Raw genomic sequence first — 17,336 nt, 5'->3', positions numbered from 1 at the left:
GGCCGAAGGCCGGGATGGGGGCTTCCGCCCCCACTGGGGGAAGTACGGCCGAAGGCCGGGATGGGGGCTCTCGCGCGGGCGGACCGGAACGTCCAAGACAGCCGGCCCTCGAGGCTTGAAGCCGTGGCCGGGGCGCCGTCCTATCGGCGCGAGCGTGACGGAGGTTGATTTGGCGGACGGGGAGGGCGCGGCCACGCCGCGGCTGGCGGTGAGCGGTCTGCGCAGCGACCTGGCCGGGCCGTTCGACTTCACCCTGGCGGCCGGCGAATGCGCGGCGATCTCCGGCGCCTCGGGCTCCGGCAAGAGCCTGTTCCTGCGGATGATCGCCGACCTCGACCCCAACCAGGGGACGGTGCGCCTGGACGGGGTGGAGCGCTCGACCCTGGCGGCGCCGGAATGGCGGCGGCGCATCCCCTACGTGGCCGCCGAGTCCGGCTGGTGGCTGGACCGGGCCATCGATCACTTCGCCCCCGATCGCCGCGCCGCCGCCCAGGCCCTGGCCGCCGAGCTCGGCGTCGGCACCGCGCAGCTGGACATGCCGGTGCAGCGCCTCTCCACCGGCGAGCGCCAGCGCCTGGCCCTGGTGCGCGGCTTCGTCATGCAGCCGCTCGCCATTCTGCTGGACGAGCCCACCGGCCCGCTCGATCCCGACAGCACCCGGGCCGTCGAGGCGCATATCCGCAGGATGCTGGCCGGCGGTGCGGCGGTGCTGATGGTCTCGCACGACCCCAGCCAGCCCGGTCGCCTGGGCGCGACCCACTACCGGATGGCCGACCGCAAGCTCAGCCTGGTCGGCGACGCCCCCGTGGAGGCGGCTTCCGCATGAACACCATCTCCCTGACGCCGATGGACCTGACGGTCGCCTCGGCGCTGATCGTCTTCGACGCCATCCTGTCGCTGCTGCTGCGGCTGAACCTGCACCGGCAACTGATCTGGGCGGCGCTGCGCATGGTCGTGCAGCTGGTGGCGGTGGGCTACATCCTGCGCTGGGTGTTCGCCATGCACCACCCGGCGCTGACCGTGCTGGTGGTGGTGGTGATGTCGGCCATCGCCGCGCGCGAGATCGCCGCCCGGCCTGAGCGCAAGTTCAAGGGCTTCGTCGGCCTGGCGATCAGCGGCGTCGGCGTGGCCCTGGCCACCATCGTCACCGTCGGCCTGGCGCTGACCACGGCGATCCGTCCGCAGCCCTGGTACGACGCCCGCTACGCCATCCCGCTGGCCGGCATCGTGCTGGGCTCGGTGCTGAACGCGGGCAGCCTGACCCTCGACACCCTGCTTGGCGACGCCCGGCGCGAGAAGAGCGCCATCGAGGCGCAGCTGGCGCTCGGCGTCACCTACGCCGCCGCCATAGCCCCCCTGCTGCGCAATTCCGTGCGCAGGGGCCTGCTGCCGATCGTCAACCAGATGTCCGCCGCCGGGCTGATCACCCTGCCGGGAATCATGACCGGCCAGATCATCGCCGGCGAGGATCCGATCGAGGCGGTGAAGTACCAGATCCTGCTGATGTTCCTGCTGGCCGGGGCCAGCGGCCTGACCGGCCTGGTGGTCGCCGCCCTCGCCGCGCACCAGCTTTCCGACGCCCGCCAGCGGCTCAGGCTGGATAAGCTGCGGTGATGCGGTAAGACCCCAGGGCCAAACCATGCACCTCCCCCTCGACATCGACAGCGTCAAAGGCTTCCTCGACCCTGCCGAGGGGCGCGCCCTGCACGACGCCGCGCTGGCCGCCGCCGTCCGGGGACCGGTGCTGGAGATCGGCGCCTATTGCGGCAAGTCGGCGGTGTACCTGGGGACGGCCTGCCGGACGGCCGGCTCGGTGCTGTACAGCGTCGACCACCATCGCGGCTCCGAGGAGAACCAGCCCGGGTGGGAGTACCACGACGCGGAGCTCTGGGATCACGCCGCCGGGGCGATGGACACCCTGCCGTTCCTGCGCGCCACACTGCGCCGGGCCGGGCTGGAGGAGACGGTGATCCCGATCGTCGGGCGATCGGCGGCGGTGGCGCGGTTCTGGACCACGCCGCTGGCGATGCTGTTCATCGACGGCGGCCATACGTTGGAGGCGGCGCTGGAGGACTACCGGGCCTGGGCGCCGCATGTGATCCGCGGGGGGACCCTGGCGATTCACGACGTGTTCCCCGACCCCGCCGACGGCGGCCGCCCGCCGTTCGAGGTCTACACCCGGGCGCTGGCCTCGGATCTGTTCGAGGAGGTTCTGGGCGTGAAGAGCCTGCGGATCCTCAAGCGGCTCTAGCCGGTCACCAGCACCGCCGACGCCGCGCTCTCCCCCGCCAGGGCGTCGTGCGCCAGGATGGCCGCCGCCTGGGTCCAGCTGGGTTTCTCCTGCGGCCAGAAGATCTGTTCCTCGAACTGCCAGCCCATCCAGTAGGCGCCGTCCGCGTCCCGCTGGGCGTCCTGCCAGCTGAGCACGGCCTCGGCCTGGGCCAGGTTGCCCAGCCGGATCAGGGCCAGGGCGAACTCGCAGCTCTCGGCCACCGTCACCCACGGCTCGCCGGACACGCAGCGGCAGCCCAGGCCGCGGCGCATGAACCGCGCGGCGCCGGCCTCCAGTCGCGCGAAGGCGGCGGCGGGGGTCATCACCCCGGCGAGGATCGGATAGTACCAGTCCATGGCGAAGGCGCCGCCGGGCCCCGCAACGCCGCCCCGCCGGCCGTAGCGCTCCGGCGCGCAGAGGATCGCCCGGCGCAGCCGCGCGCGGGCCAGGGTCCAGGCCTCCGCCGGCTCGCCCAGCACGCCGGCCAGGCGGATGGCGCAGCCGAGAGCGGCGTAGATCGAGGCGTTGCCGGCCACCAGGGCGTCGTCCAGCGCGCCGCCGTGCGCCTCGCCGCACCAGGAGACGTCGCCGTGCGGGTGCTGCAGCGACAGCACATAGCCGATCGCCGCGCGCACCATAGGCCAGCGCCGCCGCGCCCAGCCCAGGTCGCGCGTGGCCAGATAGCGCCGCCACACCGCCACCGCCGGATAGGCCGTGAAGTTGGCGTCGCGCACCGCCGGCGCGGGCTGGCGGGCGATCTTCAGCCGCCCCGCCATCGGCAGGGCGTTGCCGTATTCGCCGAGCCAGGCGCCGTCCGGCAGCTGGCTGGCCTGCAGGTGGTCGAAGCCCGCGTCGGCGGCCTCGAACTCCCCCATCGCATCCAGCGCCATCACGCATTCCGCGTGATTCCACGGGTCCCAGGGGCCGCCTTCGAACCACGGAATCGCCCCGTCCGGCCGCTGCGCCGCCAGGATCGCCGCCACCGGGCCGGTCAGGTCGACGAAGGGGCGCCGCGGCGGCGCCCTCAGCAGCCCCGCCATCAGGCCGCGCCGCGGAAGTACAGGGCCGTGCTCTTGCCCATCAGCGGCTGCAGGAGCGCTTCCAGGGCGCGGGTGAGCCAGGGTCGCTGCATCAGGTCCCAGACCAGCAGGCGGTGATAGGCCCGGACCAGCGGGTGGTCGTCCCGCCGGGGCCAGAACGCGCATTTCAGCCACCAGTAGGGGGAATGCAGGGCGTGCGCGTGGTGCTTGCCAAGATAGGTGAAGCCGAGCGCGGAAATGCGCGATTTCAGGGCGCTTTCCTCGAAGATGCGCACGTGTCCGCCCGGCTGGTCGGCATAGCCGCCGGGGCCGGGGGCCAGGGCCCAGCAGATCCGTTCCGGCCAGGCGCGCGGCACCGTCGGGCAGAACAGCCCGTCCGGCTTCAGCACCCGGCGGATCTCGGCCAGGACGTGCTCGTAGTCGTGCAGGTGCTCCAGCACCTCCGAGCAGATCACCACGTCGAAGGCGGCGTCGGCGAAGGGCAGGCGATAAGCGTCGCCGCGCAGCACGGCGGTCACCGCGGCCGGCGCCGCCGCCGGCGCATCGCCCGCCAACATGGCCGCGCCCTCGCGCGCCTTGGCCAGCGACGGCAGGTCCAGGTCGAGACCGACCACGTTGACCCCGCCCAGCATCTGCACCCCGTGCACGTGGCGCCCCTCGCCGCAGCCGAGGTCCAGCACCCACTGGCCGGGGGTCAGGCCCAGCCGCTCCAGCCGCACCGTCAGCATCGGCGGTCCACCGCCCGATAGAGCACCGTCTCGTAGGCCTGCGCCGTGCGCGCCCAGCGGAAGCGCTCGCGCGCCCGGGCGAGGCCCGCGCGCCCCATCGCCTCGCGCCGGTCCGGATCGTCGAGCAGCGCCCCGAGGGCCTCGGCCAGCGCGCCTGCGTCGCCGCGGGGCACGACCACGCCGGCGCTGCCGACCACCTCCGGCAGGGCGCCGCCATCGGTCACCACCACCGGGGCGCCGCAACTCATCGCCTCGGCGGCGGGCAGGCCGAAACCCTCGTACAGCGACGGCGTCACGCAGATCGTCGCCGCCGCATAGGCCTCGGCCACCTCCTGGCGGGTCAGGTCGCTGATGAACCGCACCTTGCCGGCCAGGCCCAGGGTGTCGATCAGCGTCGCGGTCGGTCCCTCGCGCAGCTTGCCGATCACCACCAGCTCCAGGTCCGGGCGGCCGGGCAGCAAGGCGGCGTAGGCCTCGATCAGGTATTTCAGCCCCTTCAGCGGCACGTCGGCGCTGGCCGTGGTCAGCAGCCGATTGCCGCGCCGCACGACCTCGGGAAGCGGGCGGAAGGCGTCCAGATCGATGCCGAGCGGCGCGGCGGTCATCGCCTCCAGCGGGACCTTCAGGCACTCGGCCACGTCGCGCCGGCTGCTCTCGGAGACCACCAGCACGTCGGTCATCCGCGGCGCCACCGCCTCCTGCATCTTCAGGAAGTCGTACCAGCGGCGCATCAGCCAGCGCTTGCCCTTGTCCGGCTCGCTGGCCAGCGCCAGCTCCAGGTCGCGGCGAATGGGGTGGTGGATCACCTCCACCAGCGGCAGGCCCAGGCGCATGATCTCCAGCAGGCCATAGCCCAGGGTCTGGTTGTCCAGCACCACGTCGTAGCGGCCGCGGTTGGCGGCCATGTAGCGCGCCGCCCGGCGGGCGAAGCTCCACGGCTCCATGAACTTGCCCGACAGATGGCCGAAGTACTCGGCGGTGTCGGTCCAGCTTGTCAGGTGGCGCCAGCGCAGGGCGCGGTGGCCGTTGTGCGGCTGGGCGTAGAGGTCCAGCGAGGGCAGCTTGACCAGGCTCACGCCGGCCGGCAGGTCGGGGTAGGGCGGTCCGGAGATCACCTCCACCGCATGCCCGCGCCGCGCCAGGGCCCCGGCCGCCTCGCGCAGATACACCCCCTGGCCGCCCACCTTGGGGTCCGAGCGGTAGGACAGGAAGGCGATGCGCAGCGGCCGTTCCGTGGGCGGCTCGCATGCCGCCGCCGCCTCGTCGACCCTCACCTCCAGCCCCATCCACGCAGTCCCTGTCTTAACAGTGTTCACTCTTACTAGCAGATATCGGCGGTCGGTCAGTCCGGGATCATACTCAAGCTTCGAAAAACATCGGGATGGGGCGCCCGACTGACTTTTGCCGCCCTCTCCCCCGTCATCCTCAGCCGCCAGGCCCGAGGATCCATGAGCGCGTGAGATGAAGTCGCGAGCGGCAGCAGCGCGTCGCGTGGACGGCGGCCGCGTGCGTGTGGCGCGCCCTTCGAAGCGCGCCAATCGGTTTCACGTGTTCCTGGACCCTCGGCACAGGGCCGAGGGTGACGGCGAAGGGCGGGCCCGTCGTCCAGAGCGTCGCGCCGTCGCCGCCCGTATCGCACAAGACTTGGCTCTCTCGCCGCGGCTTCCTATCTTGGCGCCGAGCGCCAACCAGGGAGTGACACCATGACCACCGCCACCGAACGCGCCGTTCTGGCCGGGGGCTGCTTCTGGGGGATGCAGGACCTGATCCGCAAGCTGCCCGGCGTGATCTCCACGCGGGTGGGCTATTCCGGCGGCGACGTGCCCAACGCCACCTACCGCAACCACGGCACGCACGCCGAGGCGATCGAGATCATCTTCGATCCGGCCAAGACCAGCTATCGCGACATCCTGGAGTTCTTCTTCCAGATCCACGACCCGTCGACCCTGAACCGTCAGGGCAACGACCTGGGCCTCAGCTACCGCTCGGCGATCTTCTACGAGAACGACACGCAGAAGAAGATCGCCGAGGACACCATCGCCGACGTGGACGCCTCGGGCCTGTGGCCGGGCAAGGTGGTGACCACGGTCACCCCGGTGGGTCCGTTCTGGGAGGCCGAGCCGGAGCACCAGGACTACCTGGAGCGCATCCCCAACGGCTACACCTGCCACTTCCCGCGGCCGAACTGGAAGCTGCCGCGCCGCGCGGTCGCCTAGGCGCCCAGCCGGCCGGCCGCCGCCTGCAGGATCGGACGCTGGCCTGGGCTGACCTTGGCCAGGGCTTCGTCCAGTGGCAGGTAGGCTGCCCGGTCCACCTCGGGAAACTCGGCCGTCCGCCCCGAACGCGGCGGCCATTCCATCACGAAGGTTCCGAACCGCGCCGCCGACAGGTCGAGGTCGGCCTCGCCCAGGAAGGCGTGGATGGTCTTGCCGCCCTTCAGCGTCACCGGTGACAGCGGCGCCAGGTCTGGGGGTGGGGCCAGCCCCAGCTCCTCGGCGAACTCGCGCCGCGCGGCGGCCTCCAGCGCCTCGCCGGGTTCGACCAGGCCCTTGGGGATCGACCAGGCGCCGGCGTCCTTGTGCGCCCAGAACGGCCCGCCCATGTGGCCCAGCAGGAATTGCACGACGCCGTCGCGGCGGCGATGGACCAACAGGGCGGCGCTTGTCTGGACCGGCATGGGCCGATCTGGCGCCGTCGCCGCGCAGTTGACAACCGCCGTCGTCGGAGGTCGGACAGGGACATGCGCCGGGTACTCTGCATCGAGGACGACGAGGTCACCGCCCGCGAGATCGCCAGCGAGCTGACCCAGGCGGGGTTTTCCGTCGACTGGGTCGCCGACGGGCGCGAAGGCCTGGTCAAGGCGCTGTCCGAACCCTGGGACGCGATCACCCTCGACCGCATGCTGCCCAATGTCGACGGCCTGGCCATCGTCACCGCGATGCGCGCGGCCAGCGTCGACACGCCGGTGCTGATGATCAGCGCCCTGTCGGACGTCGACGAGCGGGTGCGCGGCCTGCGCGCCGGCGGCGACGACTACCTGACCAAGCCGTTCGCCTCGGAAGAGATGTCGGCCCGCCTGGAGGTGCTGCTGCGCCGGCAGAACGCGGCGGCGGCGCGCGAGGGGGTGCTGCGCTTCGAGGACCTGCAGATGGACCTGATCAGCCGCCAGGTGCAGCGCGCCGGTCGCGAGCTGAAGCTGCTGCCCACCGAGTTCAAGCTGCTGGAACTGCTGATGAAGCACCCCGCCCAGGTGCTCACCCGGACGATGATCTTCGAGGCCGTGTGGGGCTATCACTTCGATCCCGGCACCAACCTGATCGACGTGCACCTGGGCCGGCTGCGGCGCAAGGTGGATCCGCCGGGCGAACGGGCGCTGATCCAGACGGTGCGGGGGGCCGGCTATGCGCTTCGCGGCGACTAGGCGGCGGGGCGAGGGCCTGGCGGCCTGGCCCGCCTGGCGCGACCTGGCGCGCACCACCACCTTCCGCCTGACGGTGGTCTACGGCGCCCTGTTCACCGCCGGGGTGATCGCCCTGGTCACCCTGATCTACCTCAGCGCCGCCGGCTACCTCACCGGCCAGATGGACGCCATCGTGCTGGGCCAGGCGCGAGGGCTCTCCGAGGCCAGCGCCCAGGACCTGCCGGCCCGCATCGCCGCGGCGGAATCGCAGGACGCCCGCCAGGTGAACTATTACGGCCTGTTCTCCAGCGACGGGGTGTGGATCACCGGCAACGTCCGCGCCCTGCCGCCGCGGCTGCCGGTGGACGGCCGGCCGCGCGAGCTGAAGGTCAAGGGCCTGGAGCCGGGCGCCCGGGGACTGGCCGAGCGCCTGCCGTGGGGCGAGGTGCTGTTCGTCGGCTTCAACGCCAAGGTGCTGACGGGCCTGCGCAACATCCTGCTGACCTCGCTGATCTGGAGCGCCGGGATCATCATCCTGGCGGGCCTGGGGCTGGGGGCGCTGCTGAGCCTCGGCCCGCTGCGCCGCATCGCCGAGGTGCAGGCCGCCTGCCGGCGGGTGATCGACGGCGACTTCGCCTCGCGCCTGCCGGTCTCGCGCCGCCGCGACGAGGTCGACATGCTGGCCGCCACGGTCAACGGCATGGTCACCGAGACCGAGCGGCTTCTGGCCGAGGTGAAGAGCGTCGGCGACAACGTCGCCCACGACCTGCGCACCCCGCTGACCCGCTTGCGCGCGCGCCTGCACCGGCTGTGCGAGGGGATCGCCGACGATGACCCGGGCAAGGCCACGGTGCGCGAGGCCCTGGGCGAGACCGACGCCCTGCTGACCCGCTTCCGCGCCCTGCAGCGCATCGCCCAGATCGACCGGCTCAAGCGCCGCGCCGGCTTCGGCCCGGTGCGCCTGGACGTCTTCTGCGCTGACCTGATCGACCTGTTCGCGCCGCTGGCCGAGGACGCCGGCCTGACCTTCGCGGCCGATCTCGCGGCGGTGGGCGAGATCTCCGCCGACCGCGAGCTGCTGTTCGAGGCGCTGACCAATCTGGTCGGCAACGCTATCAAGTTCACCCCCGCCGGGGGCAAGGTGCGCCTGGTGCTCTCGCGACAGCCGCACGGCCCGCGCCTGGAGATCCTGGACACCGGCCCCGGCGTCGCGCCGGAGGACCGCGAGGCGGTGCTGCAGCGCTTTCACCGGGTGCGGACCGGCGACGCCGGTCCGGCGGGGTCGGGCCTTGGCCTGTCGATCGTCGCCGCGATCGCCCGCCTGCACGACTACCGCCTGACCCTCGCCGACGCGAACCCCGGCCTGCGGGTGATCCTCGACTGCTGGCCGATCGGGGTGGGGGTCTAGCCGCCCACCTTCGCGCTCAGAACCCCAGCGCCATGCTCAGCGCGGCCATGTCGTGGCCCGAGATCACCGACTCGCGGGCGATGTGCTCCTCCTTCAGATTGGGGATGTACATCTGCCAGGCCTCGGGGCCGCCGAGCACGTCGGGGACGGCGAAGCCGGCCTGCTTTTCCTTCATCTGCATCAGCTTCACGCGGGCGAGCGCCTTGGCGCCGGAGCCTTCCTCGTTGGGGTTCGCCCAGTCCGGCTTCCACAGTTCCTGGCTGAACTTCGGCATCGGGTTGAACGTGCCCCAGAACACCTTGGCGTCGTCCAGCAGCTTGATCTGCACGTAGTTGTCGAGGTCGTTCCAGTCCAGGCAGACGCAGGACATGAACCGCACCATGGCCGTCATGCTGATCTGGTTGGCCTTGGCCTGGTTCAGGCGGCCCAGGGCGCCTTCCTTGTCGTCCAGGAACGGCTTGACCGCCGACCACCACGGACTGACGCCGTACTGTCCCGCGGCCGCCACGCCCTTGGTCATCTTGAACAGCAGGGTGCCGGCGGGCACGGTGACCACCCGGAACTTCTTGAACCCGTTCTGGCCGGACTTGGAGATGATCTTCGGATTGTAGAAATCCGCCTGGCACAAAGTCGCGTTGATCATCCAGCTGCCCCCGTCCCTTGTCTTGTGAATATCAGCGCCGCGGGGTCCCGCCAACGGGCCCGGTCGGCGATGAGCGTCAGGACACGACACATCTGCAATGTACAATTTGGGGCGCGAGTCTTCCCCTAGCCTTTGCCGGCTGAAAGCGCTGACCGGAGATCGTCCCCCAATGACTGTTTCGAATACCCGTCCGAGATGGCTTCGCGGGCTGGCGCTGGCCGGCGCTCTGGTGGCGAGCCTCGGGGGCGCCCCCGCCGTCTGCGCGGCGGCCGACTTCGACTTCCCGGCGGGATTTCATACCCAGGAGGTGGCGACCAACGGCACGACCCTGCACGTGCGGGTGGGCGGGACGGGGCCGGCGGTGGTGCTGCTGCACGGCTATGGGGACACCGGCGACATGTGGGCGCCGCTGGCGGCCGATCTGGCGCGCAACCACACCGTGATCGTCCCAGACCTGCGGGGGCTCGGCCTTTCCGCGCGCGCCGACAGCGGCTTCACCAAGGCCAACGAGGCGGAGGACATCATCGGCGTGATGGACGCCCTGCATGCGCCGCGCGCCGACGTGGTGGCGCACGACATCGGCAACATGGTCGCCTATGCCCTGGCGGCGCGGCACGCGGACCGGGTGACCCGGCTGGTGCTGATGGACGCGCCGGTGCCCGGCATCGGACCCTGGGACGAGATCCTGAAGACGCCGCTGCTGTGGCATTTCCATTTCGGCGGGCCGGACATGGAGCGGCTGGTGGCCGGTCGCGAGCGCATCTACCTCGACCGGTTCTGGAACGAGTTCGCCGCCGGTCCGGGGCGCTTCCCGGAGGCCTCGCGCGTGCACTACGCCGAGCTCTACGCCGCGCCGGGACGCATGCACGCCGGGTTCAGCCAGTTCGCCGCCTTCGACCAGGACGCCATCGACAACCGCGCCTGGCTGGCCGCGCATGGCAAGCTGCCGATGCCGGTGCTGGCGATCGGCGGCGACAAGTCGTTCGGCGAGACGATGGCGGTGGTGGCCCGCGCCGGCGCGGCCAACGTGCGCGGACAGGTGATCGCCAACTCCGGACACTGGCTGATGGAAGAACAGCCCGCCGCCACCGTGGCGGCGATCGACGCCTTCCTCAACGCCGCTCCGGCCACGGCTGGGTCATCCCGCTGAGGCTTGTCGGGAGGCGATAGCGCGCCCTCAGCGAACCGCCTTGGCCTGCGAGACGATCGGGCGACCGGGCGCCAGGAGGCCCTCGGCCAGCCGGCGCAGGGAGGCGACGCTGTCGAGCTCGAGCTGCCGGACGGCCCGGCGCAGGGCGTCGCGCACCGCCCCTGGGGAAGCCCCCAGGAAGCGGGCGATGCGGCCCGTGTCGTCGCCGCACGCCAAGCAGCAGACCACCTCCAGGTCGCGGGTGCGCAGCGCGTCGAAGGGCCGGGGAAAGGCGCGATCTGGCCGTCGCGGCCCGACCCTCGGTCGCAGCGCGCGCACGGACGGAGGCGTCAGGGCGTCGAAGGAACAGGTCTCGCAGGGCGCCAGTCCGCGGCGGCTGAGCTCGACACAGGCGGCGATGCGCCTCTCCACCAGCGACTGCAGGCTTCCGGGCGAAAGCGGCTTGGGCACGATCACGTCAAAGGCCGTGCCCGTGCAGTTGGCCGGCGGCGCCGACGAGTGGCACACCACGATCGCCTGGCGCGAGGCGCTGGCGGGATCGCGGATCACCTGGGCGGCATGATCGCCGTCCCAGCGCGGCATGTGCCGGTCCATCAGCACGATCTCGAACCGCTGGTGATAGGCGGCCAGGGCGGCCTCCAGGCCATCGGCCGCCAGTTGCACGTCGAATCCCAGCGCCTCGAACTGCGCGGCGGCCATCAGCCGGTGCGCCGGATGGTCGTCGGCGATCAGCACCTTCGGCGCGGCGACCGCGATGGACCTGACGTGCTTCATGCGCCCCCCCGAGCGGCGGCGATCGTGGAGGGCCCGGGTTGGTCCGTATGCCGATCGACGCTATGTGAACATCGGTATCAGGCGCTGCCGTGCGCGCGATTTGATCTGGCGCACAAAGCGCCTGCGGCGAAATGGCGGCGACTGCAGCTTTCGCGAGAACGCCGCCGGGCGGCTCAGCCTGGACGCTCAACCCATTGCGCGCGCGACGGTCCGGGCGCGAACGCGTCGGCGAAGTACTGGGTCTCATGCGCGACCTGGCCATCGACGAATTGCATGATGCTGACGGTGAAGGACGGGCGGCCGTCATAGGTCAGGACGAATTCGGTGACCCACAGCGCGCCGTCGCCCACGACCCGCCGCACCTCGAAGCGCTTGCGGTTGGGCTGCGCGGCGCGCGACAGCTGGATGTGGCGCCGCCCGCGGATACGCTCGCCCGACTGCGGATAGTCGAGCACGGCGTCCTCGCGATAGATCTCGTGCTCGGTCTCCAGGTCGCCGGCGTCCGAGGCGGCCCAGTGCCGGTCCAGGGTCGCACGGATGAGCGCCTGCCGATCGTCCGCCATGCCAGTCTCCTGCGTCACCCAGGGCCTTGAATCTCTAGCCCGCGGGGCGCGGTCCGGCTTGCACGTGCGCCGCCTGCCTCGAGCGCCGGCCCAGGGGGCGCCATTTCCGCGCGCAGCCCCTATATCCGGCGCATGACCAAGCTCTCCGTCCTCGACCTGTCGCCGATCGTCCAGGGGGGCGACGCCGCCCAGGCCTTGCACAACAGCCGCGATCTCGCGCGCCACGCCGAGCGACTGGGCTACCAGCGGTTCTGGATGGCCGAGCACCACAACATGCCGGGCGTCGCCAGCGCCGCGACGGCGGTGGCCCTGGGCTACGTCGCCGAGGGCACCAGCTCGATCCGCATCGGCGCCGGCGGCATCATGCTGCCCAATCACGCGCCGCTGCAGGTGGCCGAGCAGTTCGGCACCCTGGCCGCCCTCTATCCGGGCCGCATCGACCTGGGCGTCGGCCGCGCGCCCGGCACCGACCAGCGCACCGCCCAGGCCCTGCGCCGGACCCTGGCGGGCAATGTCGACGCCTTCCCCAACGACGTCGTCGAGCTGATGCACTATTTCCAGCCCGCCCAGCCCAACCAGGCGGTGCGCGCGGTGCCGGGCGAGGGGCTGAACGTGCCGGTGTGGATCCTGGGCTCCAGCACCTACGGCGCCCAGCTGGCGGCGATGCTGGGCCTGCCCTACGCCTTCGCCTCGCACTTCGCCCCGGCCGACCTGGACGCGGCGGTGCAGATCTACCGCAGCCGCTTCCGGCCGTCCGAGCACCTGGCCAAGCCCTATCTGATGCTGGGCCTGACCGTCGTCGCGGCGGACACCGACGCGCAGGCCGCGCGGCTGTTCACCTCGCTGCAGCAGGCGTTCGTCAACCTGCGCTCCGGCCGCGCGGCGCCCTTGCCGCCGCCCGTGGACGACATCGACGCCGTGATCGACCCGGCGGCGCACTTCCTGCTGGCCGAGACCCTGTCGCGCTCGGTGGTCGGTGGCCCGCAGGCGGTCAAGGCCGGCCTCGACGCCTTCATCGCCCGTCACCAGCCGGACGAACTGATCCTCACCTCGCAGATCTATGACCACGCCGCGCGGGTGCGCTCGCTGGAACTCGTCGCCGAGGCGGTCCCGCCGCAGGGCGCGCAGGTTCCGGAGCGGGAAGGGGCCGGGGTCTAAGGGCCGACGCAGCCTCGCACGCTGCCCACAGGCCCCGCGGACTCACAGTTCGCGTTTGACAGCGCACACCCCAGCGCCTGCCGGCTTGTCCGCCGCAGCTTTGCCGCTACATCCGCCTGATGCATGTCCTCTACCTGCATGACCGCGCCGTCGACGCCCTGCTGGTCAAGGCGCTGCGCGAGATCGGCCACGTGGTGGACGTGGCGCGCGAGCCGCTGGACGAGATCGCCCCGGCGGAAGGCAGCCACGACCTGGTGCTGGCCGACCTCTGGCGTGATCCGGCCCGGCGGATGCGGCTGGCGGCGGGCGCCCTGGCGCCCGGGCGGGGCTTCCTGGTGGCGGTGATCCCCGCCGCCGAGAGCGCGAGGGTGCGGGCGCAGACCCTGCGGGCCGGCGCCGATCTGTGCTTCCCGCGCCCGGTGGACATCCGCGAGTTCCATGCGCGCCTGCGGGCGCTGGCCAACCTGGGCGAGCGGCGGCGGATCGCGCCGGGCGACCGTTCGAACCTGGAGCTGCTGCGCGACGGGCGCAGCGTGCGGCTGAACGGCCGCGAGGCGGCGCTGTCGCAGCGCGAGTTCCAGATCATGGTCTATCTGGCCCAGCGGCCGGGCCAGGTGGTCGGGGCCGAGGCGCTGCTGCGCCACGTGTGGGGCGAGGAGACCGACACCCAGCCGCACGCCCTGGCGCGGGCGGTCCGCCGCCTGCGCCGGCATCTGCAGGAGAGCGTCGGCGATCCCCTGGTCAAGGTGGTGCGCGGCCATGGCTACGCCTGGCGGGAAGACAAGACCCGCCCCTGACCTTTGCTTGTGAAGAAATCTTCATCCGCGCGGTCCCGCCGATTTAGGCGAGCCGGCGCATAGCCGGCCCTGCGACCGCAACCTTCGCCATGGCTCCCAGTCTCCCCCCGGCCAGGCGTCGGGGGCGGTCGCGCCTGTTTCGCCCGAGCTGCTGCGGGAGCGTCTCAATGATCGGCATCGTCCGCATCGCCCTGAACCGGCCGTACACCTTCGTGGTGATGGCGATCCTGATCCTGATCATCGGGCCGCTGGCGGCGCTGAAGACGCCCACCGACATCTTCCCCAACATCAAGGTGCCGGTGATCGGCGTGGCCTGGCAGTACGCCGGCCTGCAGCCGGACGAGATGTCGGGCCGGATCATCACCCCGTTCGAGCGGGTGATCCCCACCACCGTCAACGACGTCGAGCACATCGAGAGCACCTCGATGCCCGGCATCGGCATCGTGAAGATCTATTTCCAGCCCGGCGTCGACATCCGCACCGCCACGGCCCAGGTCACATCGATCAGCCAGACGGCCCTGAAGCAGATGCCGCCCGGGGTCACCCCGCCGCTGATCCTGAACTACAACGCCTCCACCGTGCCGATCCTGCAGATCGCCACCTCGTCCAAGAGCCAGTCCGAACAGGCGGTGCTGGACCAGACGCAGAACACCATCCGCCCGCAGCTCTCCACCGTGCCCGGCGCGGCGATCCCCTATTCCTACGGCGGCAAGGTGCGCCAGGTGCAGGTGGACCTCGATCCCCAGGCGCTGCAGGCCAAGGGGCTGTCGGCCCAGGACGTGGCCAACGCCATCGCCGCCCAGAACCAGATCATCCCCGTCGGCACGGTGAAGATCGGGACCTTCCAATACACGGTGAAGCTCAACGATGCGGTCGACTCCATCGAGGCGCTGAACGACCTGCCGGTGAAGACGGTGAACGGCGCGACGGTCTATATCCGCGACGTCGGCCACGTGCGCGACGGCAACCCGCCGCAGCAGTCGATCGTCCACGTCGACGGCTCGCGCGCGGTGCTGACGACCATCCTCAAGGCCGGCTCGGCCTCGACCCTGGCCATCGTCCAGGGGGTGAAGGACCAGTTCCCCAAGCTGCAGCAGATCCTGCCGCCGGACTTCAAGATCGTGCCGCTGAACGACCAGTCGCTGTTCGTGAAGGCGGCGGTCTCGGGCGTGGTCAAGGAAGGGGTGATCGCCGCGGCGCTGACCAGCCTGATGATCCTGCTGTTCCTGGGGTCCTGGCGCTCGACGGTGATCATCGCCACCTCGATCCCGCTGGCTATCCTGGCGGCCATCGCCGCCCTCTCGGTCACCGGCCAGAGCCTGAACATCATGACCCTGGGCGGGCTGGCGCTGGCCGTGGGCATCCTGGTGGACGACGCCACGGTGACCATCGAGAACATCAACTGGCACCTGGAGCACGGCAAGGACGTGCGCACCGCCATCCTCGACGGCGCCGCGCAGATCGTCACCCCGGCCTTCGTCTCGCTCTTGTGCATCTGCATCGTGTTCGTGCCGATGTTCCTGCTCAAGGGCGTGGCGGGCTTCCTGTTCGTGCCGATGGCGATGTCGGTGGTGTTCGCCATGATCGCCTCGTTCATCCTGTCGCGGACGCTGGTGCCGACCCTGGCGCTGTTCCTGCTGAAGCCGCACCAGGCCGCGCATGAGGGGCATGAGGCCGCGCCGCGCTCGCGCAATCCGCTGGCCCGCTTCCAGCGCGGCTTCGAGGCGCGCTTCGCCGGCTTTCGCGAGCGCTACGCCGGCCTGCTGGCGGTGGCGATGGACAGCCGCAAGCTGTTCCTGGTCGGCTTCCTGGCGGTGGTCGTCGCCTCGTTCGGCCTGGCGCCGTTCCTGGGTTCGAACTTCTTCCCGTCGGTGGATTCCGGCCAGATCAGCCTGCACGTGCGCCCGCCGGTCGGCACGCGGATCGAGGACGCCTCGGCGGTGTTCGGGCGGGTCGAGCAGACCATCCGCGACACCATCCCGCCGGACGAACTGGGCTCGATGATCGACAACATCGGCCTGCCGACCAGCGCCATCAACACGGTCTACAACAACTCCGGCCTGATCGGTTACCAGGACGGCGACATCTATGTGACGCTCAAGGAGCATCACCGGCCCACGGCTGGCTATGTGAAGACCCTGCGCGCGCGGCTGGCGCGGCTTTATCCCGGCACGACCTTCTCGTTCCTGCCGGCCGACATCATCAGCCAGATTCTGAACTTCGGCGCCCCGGCGCCGCTGGACGTGCAGGTCACCGGCCCGGACATGAACGCCAACCAGGCCTATGCCGCCGAGCTGCTGCGCCGGATGAAGGGCATCCGCGGGGTGGCCGACGCGCGCATGCAGCAGTCCAACGCCGAGCCGCAGCTGAACGTGGACATGGACCGCTCGCGCATGGCCCAGCTGGGCCTGACCGCCCGCGACGTGACCAACAGCGTGGTGGCCACCCTGGCCGGCACCTCGCAGGTCGCGCCCACCTATTGGCTGAACCCCAAGAACGGCGTGTCCTACCCGATCGTCGCCCAGACGCCGGAATACCAGGTCTCCAGCCTGTCGAACCTGCAGAACATCCCGATCACCGGCGCCAGCGGCCAGCTGCAGGTGCTGGGCGGCCTCGGCACGGTCACGCGCAAGGTCTCGCCGGCGGTGGTCACCCACTACAACATCCAGCCTGTGGTCGACCTCTACGCCACCACCCAGGACCGCGATCTGGGCGGCGTGGCCCACGACATCAACCGCCTGATCAAGGACACCCGCAAGGACCTGCCCAAGGGCGCGACGGTGATCGTGCGTGGCCAGGTGACCACCATGAACGCCGCCTTCTCCGGCCTGTTCCTGGGCCTGCTGGGCGCGATCGTGCTGATCTACCTGCTGATCGTGGTGAACTTCCAGTCGTGGCTGGACCCGTTCGTGATCATCACCGCCCTGCCGGCGGCGCTGGCCGGGATCGTCTGGATGCTGTTCGCCACAAGCACCACCCTGTCGGTGCCGGCCCTGACCGGCGCGATCATGTGCATGGGCGTGGCCACCGCCAACTCGATCCTGGTGGTGTCGTTCGCCCGCGAGCGGCTGGCCGCGCACGGCGACGCCATGCTGGCCGCCAAGGAGGCCGGCTTCACCCGCTTCCGCCCGGTGTTGATGACCGCGCTGGCGATGATCATCGGCATGGCGCCCATGGCGCTGGGCCTGGGCGAGGGCGGCGAGCAGAACGCCCCGCTCGGCCGGGCGGTGATCGGCGGCCTGGTGTTCGCCACCATCGCCACCCTGATGTTCGTGCCGGTGGTGTTCAGCCTGGCGCACGGCCGCAGGGCCGCGCGCGCGGCGCCCGCGCCGACGCCCACCGCGCCCACCCCGCAGCCCCCCGCCGCCGCCGGCGAAGCCTATGCCTGACGCCTTCGCGCCCG

General features: G+C 71.2%; 17 protein-coding genes. 10 read left to right on the top strand and 7 right to left on the bottom strand.

What is annotated here, in order from left to right; genetic code table 11:
- The first annotated feature begins 169 nt into the window (after positions 1-169).
- The 3 genes from ACO2Q3_RS11370 to ACO2Q3_RS11360 are packed head-to-tail and all read left to right on the top strand — an operon-like array spanning position 170 to position 2,251.
- Positions 170-826 (top strand): ABC transporter ATP-binding protein, encoded by a 657-nt coding sequence (locus tag ACO2Q3_RS11370; protein ID WP_423306699.1) that lies wholly within the window; start codon positions 170-172, stop codon positions 824-826.
- Positions 823-1,614, top strand: coding sequence for an ABC transporter permease (locus ACO2Q3_RS11365; protein ID WP_423306698.1), 792 nt, complete (start codon positions 823-825; stop codon positions 1,612-1,614). The genes ACO2Q3_RS11370 and ACO2Q3_RS11365 overlap by 4 nt, the downstream gene beginning before the upstream one ends.
- Positions 1,615-1,639: 25 nt before the next feature.
- Positions 1,640-2,251 carry a class I SAM-dependent methyltransferase gene (locus tag ACO2Q3_RS11360; protein WP_423306697.1) on the top strand — a complete coding sequence of 204 codons (612 nt, stop codon included), beginning with the start codon at positions 1,640-1,642 and terminating at the stop codon, positions 2,249-2,251.
- Here ACO2Q3_RS11360 and ACO2Q3_RS11355 read toward each other — a convergent pair.
- From ACO2Q3_RS11355 to ACO2Q3_RS11345, 3 genes are read right to left on the bottom strand one after another with little or no spacing between them, the layout of a single operon-like run.
- Entirely contained in the window at positions 2,248-3,312 is a 1,065-nt protein-coding gene (locus ACO2Q3_RS11355) for a hypothetical protein (protein WP_423306696.1), read from the bottom strand. The genes ACO2Q3_RS11360 and ACO2Q3_RS11355 overlap by 4 nt on opposite strands.
- Positions 3,312-4,040 (bottom strand): class I SAM-dependent methyltransferase, encoded by a 729-nt coding sequence (locus ACO2Q3_RS11350; protein ID WP_423306695.1) that lies wholly within the window; start codon positions 4,038-4,040, stop codon positions 3,312-3,314. Before ACO2Q3_RS11350 ends, ACO2Q3_RS11355 begins: the two co-directional genes overlap by 1 nt.
- Entirely contained in the window at positions 4,034-5,326 is a 1,293-nt protein-coding gene (locus tag ACO2Q3_RS11345; RefSeq protein WP_423306694.1) for a glycosyltransferase family 4 protein, read from the bottom strand. The genes ACO2Q3_RS11350 and ACO2Q3_RS11345 overlap by 7 nt, the downstream gene beginning before the upstream one ends.
- A 417-nt stretch (positions 5,327-5,743) precedes the next feature.
- Between ACO2Q3_RS11345 and msrA the strand changes: the two genes are divergently transcribed.
- Positions 5,744-6,256, top strand: coding sequence for a peptide-methionine (S)-S-oxide reductase MsrA (msrA, locus tag ACO2Q3_RS11340; protein ID WP_423306693.1), 513 nt, complete (start codon positions 5,744-5,746; stop codon positions 6,254-6,256).
- Here msrA and ACO2Q3_RS11335 read toward each other — a convergent pair.
- The gene (locus ACO2Q3_RS11335; RefSeq protein WP_423306692.1) at positions 6,253-6,717 is read right to left on the bottom strand and encodes an NUDIX domain-containing protein; all 465 of its coding nucleotides are present in this window, start codon (positions 6,715-6,717) and stop codon (positions 6,253-6,255) included. The genes msrA and ACO2Q3_RS11335 overlap by 4 nt on opposite strands.
- Positions 6,718-6,780: 63 nt before the next feature.
- On the opposite strand from ACO2Q3_RS11335, the gene ACO2Q3_RS11330 reads away from it, so the two are divergent.
- Entirely contained in the window at positions 6,781-7,461 is a 681-nt protein-coding gene (locus ACO2Q3_RS11330; RefSeq protein WP_423306691.1) for a response regulator transcription factor, read from the top strand.
- On the top strand, positions 7,442-8,848 hold the full coding sequence (locus ACO2Q3_RS11325; protein ID WP_423306690.1) for a sensor histidine kinase: 1,407 nt from the start codon (positions 7,442-7,444) through the stop codon (positions 8,846-8,848). The genes ACO2Q3_RS11330 and ACO2Q3_RS11325 overlap by 20 nt, the downstream gene beginning before the upstream one ends.
- A 16-nt stretch (positions 8,849-8,864) precedes the next feature.
- On the opposite strand, the gene ACO2Q3_RS11320 is transcribed toward ACO2Q3_RS11325, so the two are convergent.
- Positions 8,865-9,491 (bottom strand): hypothetical protein, encoded by a 627-nt coding sequence (locus ACO2Q3_RS11320; RefSeq protein ID WP_423306689.1) that lies wholly within the window; start codon positions 9,489-9,491, stop codon positions 8,865-8,867.
- A gap of 169 nt (positions 9,492-9,660) precedes the next feature.
- Between ACO2Q3_RS11320 and ACO2Q3_RS11315 the strand changes: the two genes are divergently transcribed.
- Positions 9,661-10,641: an alpha/beta fold hydrolase gene (locus ACO2Q3_RS11315; protein WP_423306688.1), complete on the top strand. Its 981-nt coding sequence runs from the start codon at positions 9,661-9,663 to the stop codon at positions 10,639-10,641.
- Positions 10,642-10,668: 27 nt separating this feature from the next.
- Here ACO2Q3_RS11315 and ACO2Q3_RS11310 read toward each other — a convergent pair whose 3' ends face one another.
- Positions 10,669-11,415 carry a response regulator gene (locus ACO2Q3_RS11310; protein ID WP_423306687.1) on the bottom strand — a complete coding sequence of 249 codons (747 nt, stop codon included), beginning with the start codon at positions 11,413-11,415 and terminating at the stop codon, positions 10,669-10,671.
- A 173-nt stretch (positions 11,416-11,588) separates the two neighbouring features.
- Positions 11,589-11,978: a nuclear transport factor 2 family protein gene (locus ACO2Q3_RS11305; protein WP_423306686.1), complete on the bottom strand. Its 390-nt coding sequence runs from the start codon at positions 11,976-11,978 to the stop codon at positions 11,589-11,591.
- Positions 11,979-12,110: 132 nt separating this feature from the next.
- Here ACO2Q3_RS11305 and ACO2Q3_RS11300 point away from each other — a divergent pair, with 132 nt between their 5' ends.
- The 3 genes from ACO2Q3_RS11300 (at position 12,111) to ACO2Q3_RS11290 (ending at position 17,322) form a co-directional block, all read left to right on the top strand.
- On the top strand, positions 12,111-13,136 hold the full coding sequence (locus ACO2Q3_RS11300; protein WP_423306685.1) for an LLM class flavin-dependent oxidoreductase: 1,026 nt from the start codon (positions 12,111-12,113) through the stop codon (positions 13,134-13,136).
- A 119-nt stretch (positions 13,137-13,255) separates the two neighbouring features.
- Positions 13,256-13,933, top strand: coding sequence for a response regulator transcription factor (locus ACO2Q3_RS11295; protein WP_423306684.1), 678 nt, complete (start codon positions 13,256-13,258; stop codon positions 13,931-13,933).
- A gap of 167 nt (positions 13,934-14,100) precedes the next feature.
- Positions 14,101-17,322, top strand: a complete 3,222-nt coding sequence (locus tag ACO2Q3_RS11290) for an efflux RND transporter permease subunit (RefSeq protein WP_423306683.1) — start codon at positions 14,101-14,103, stop codon at positions 17,320-17,322.
- Positions 17,323-17,336: the final 14 nt, after the last annotated feature.

The organism is Caulobacter sp. KR2-114 (assembly GCF_049446115.1).
Lineage (GTDB): Bacteria > Pseudomonadota > Alphaproteobacteria > Caulobacterales > Caulobacteraceae > Acaudatibacter.
This window is presented reverse-complemented; position numbering and strand designations above follow the sequence as displayed.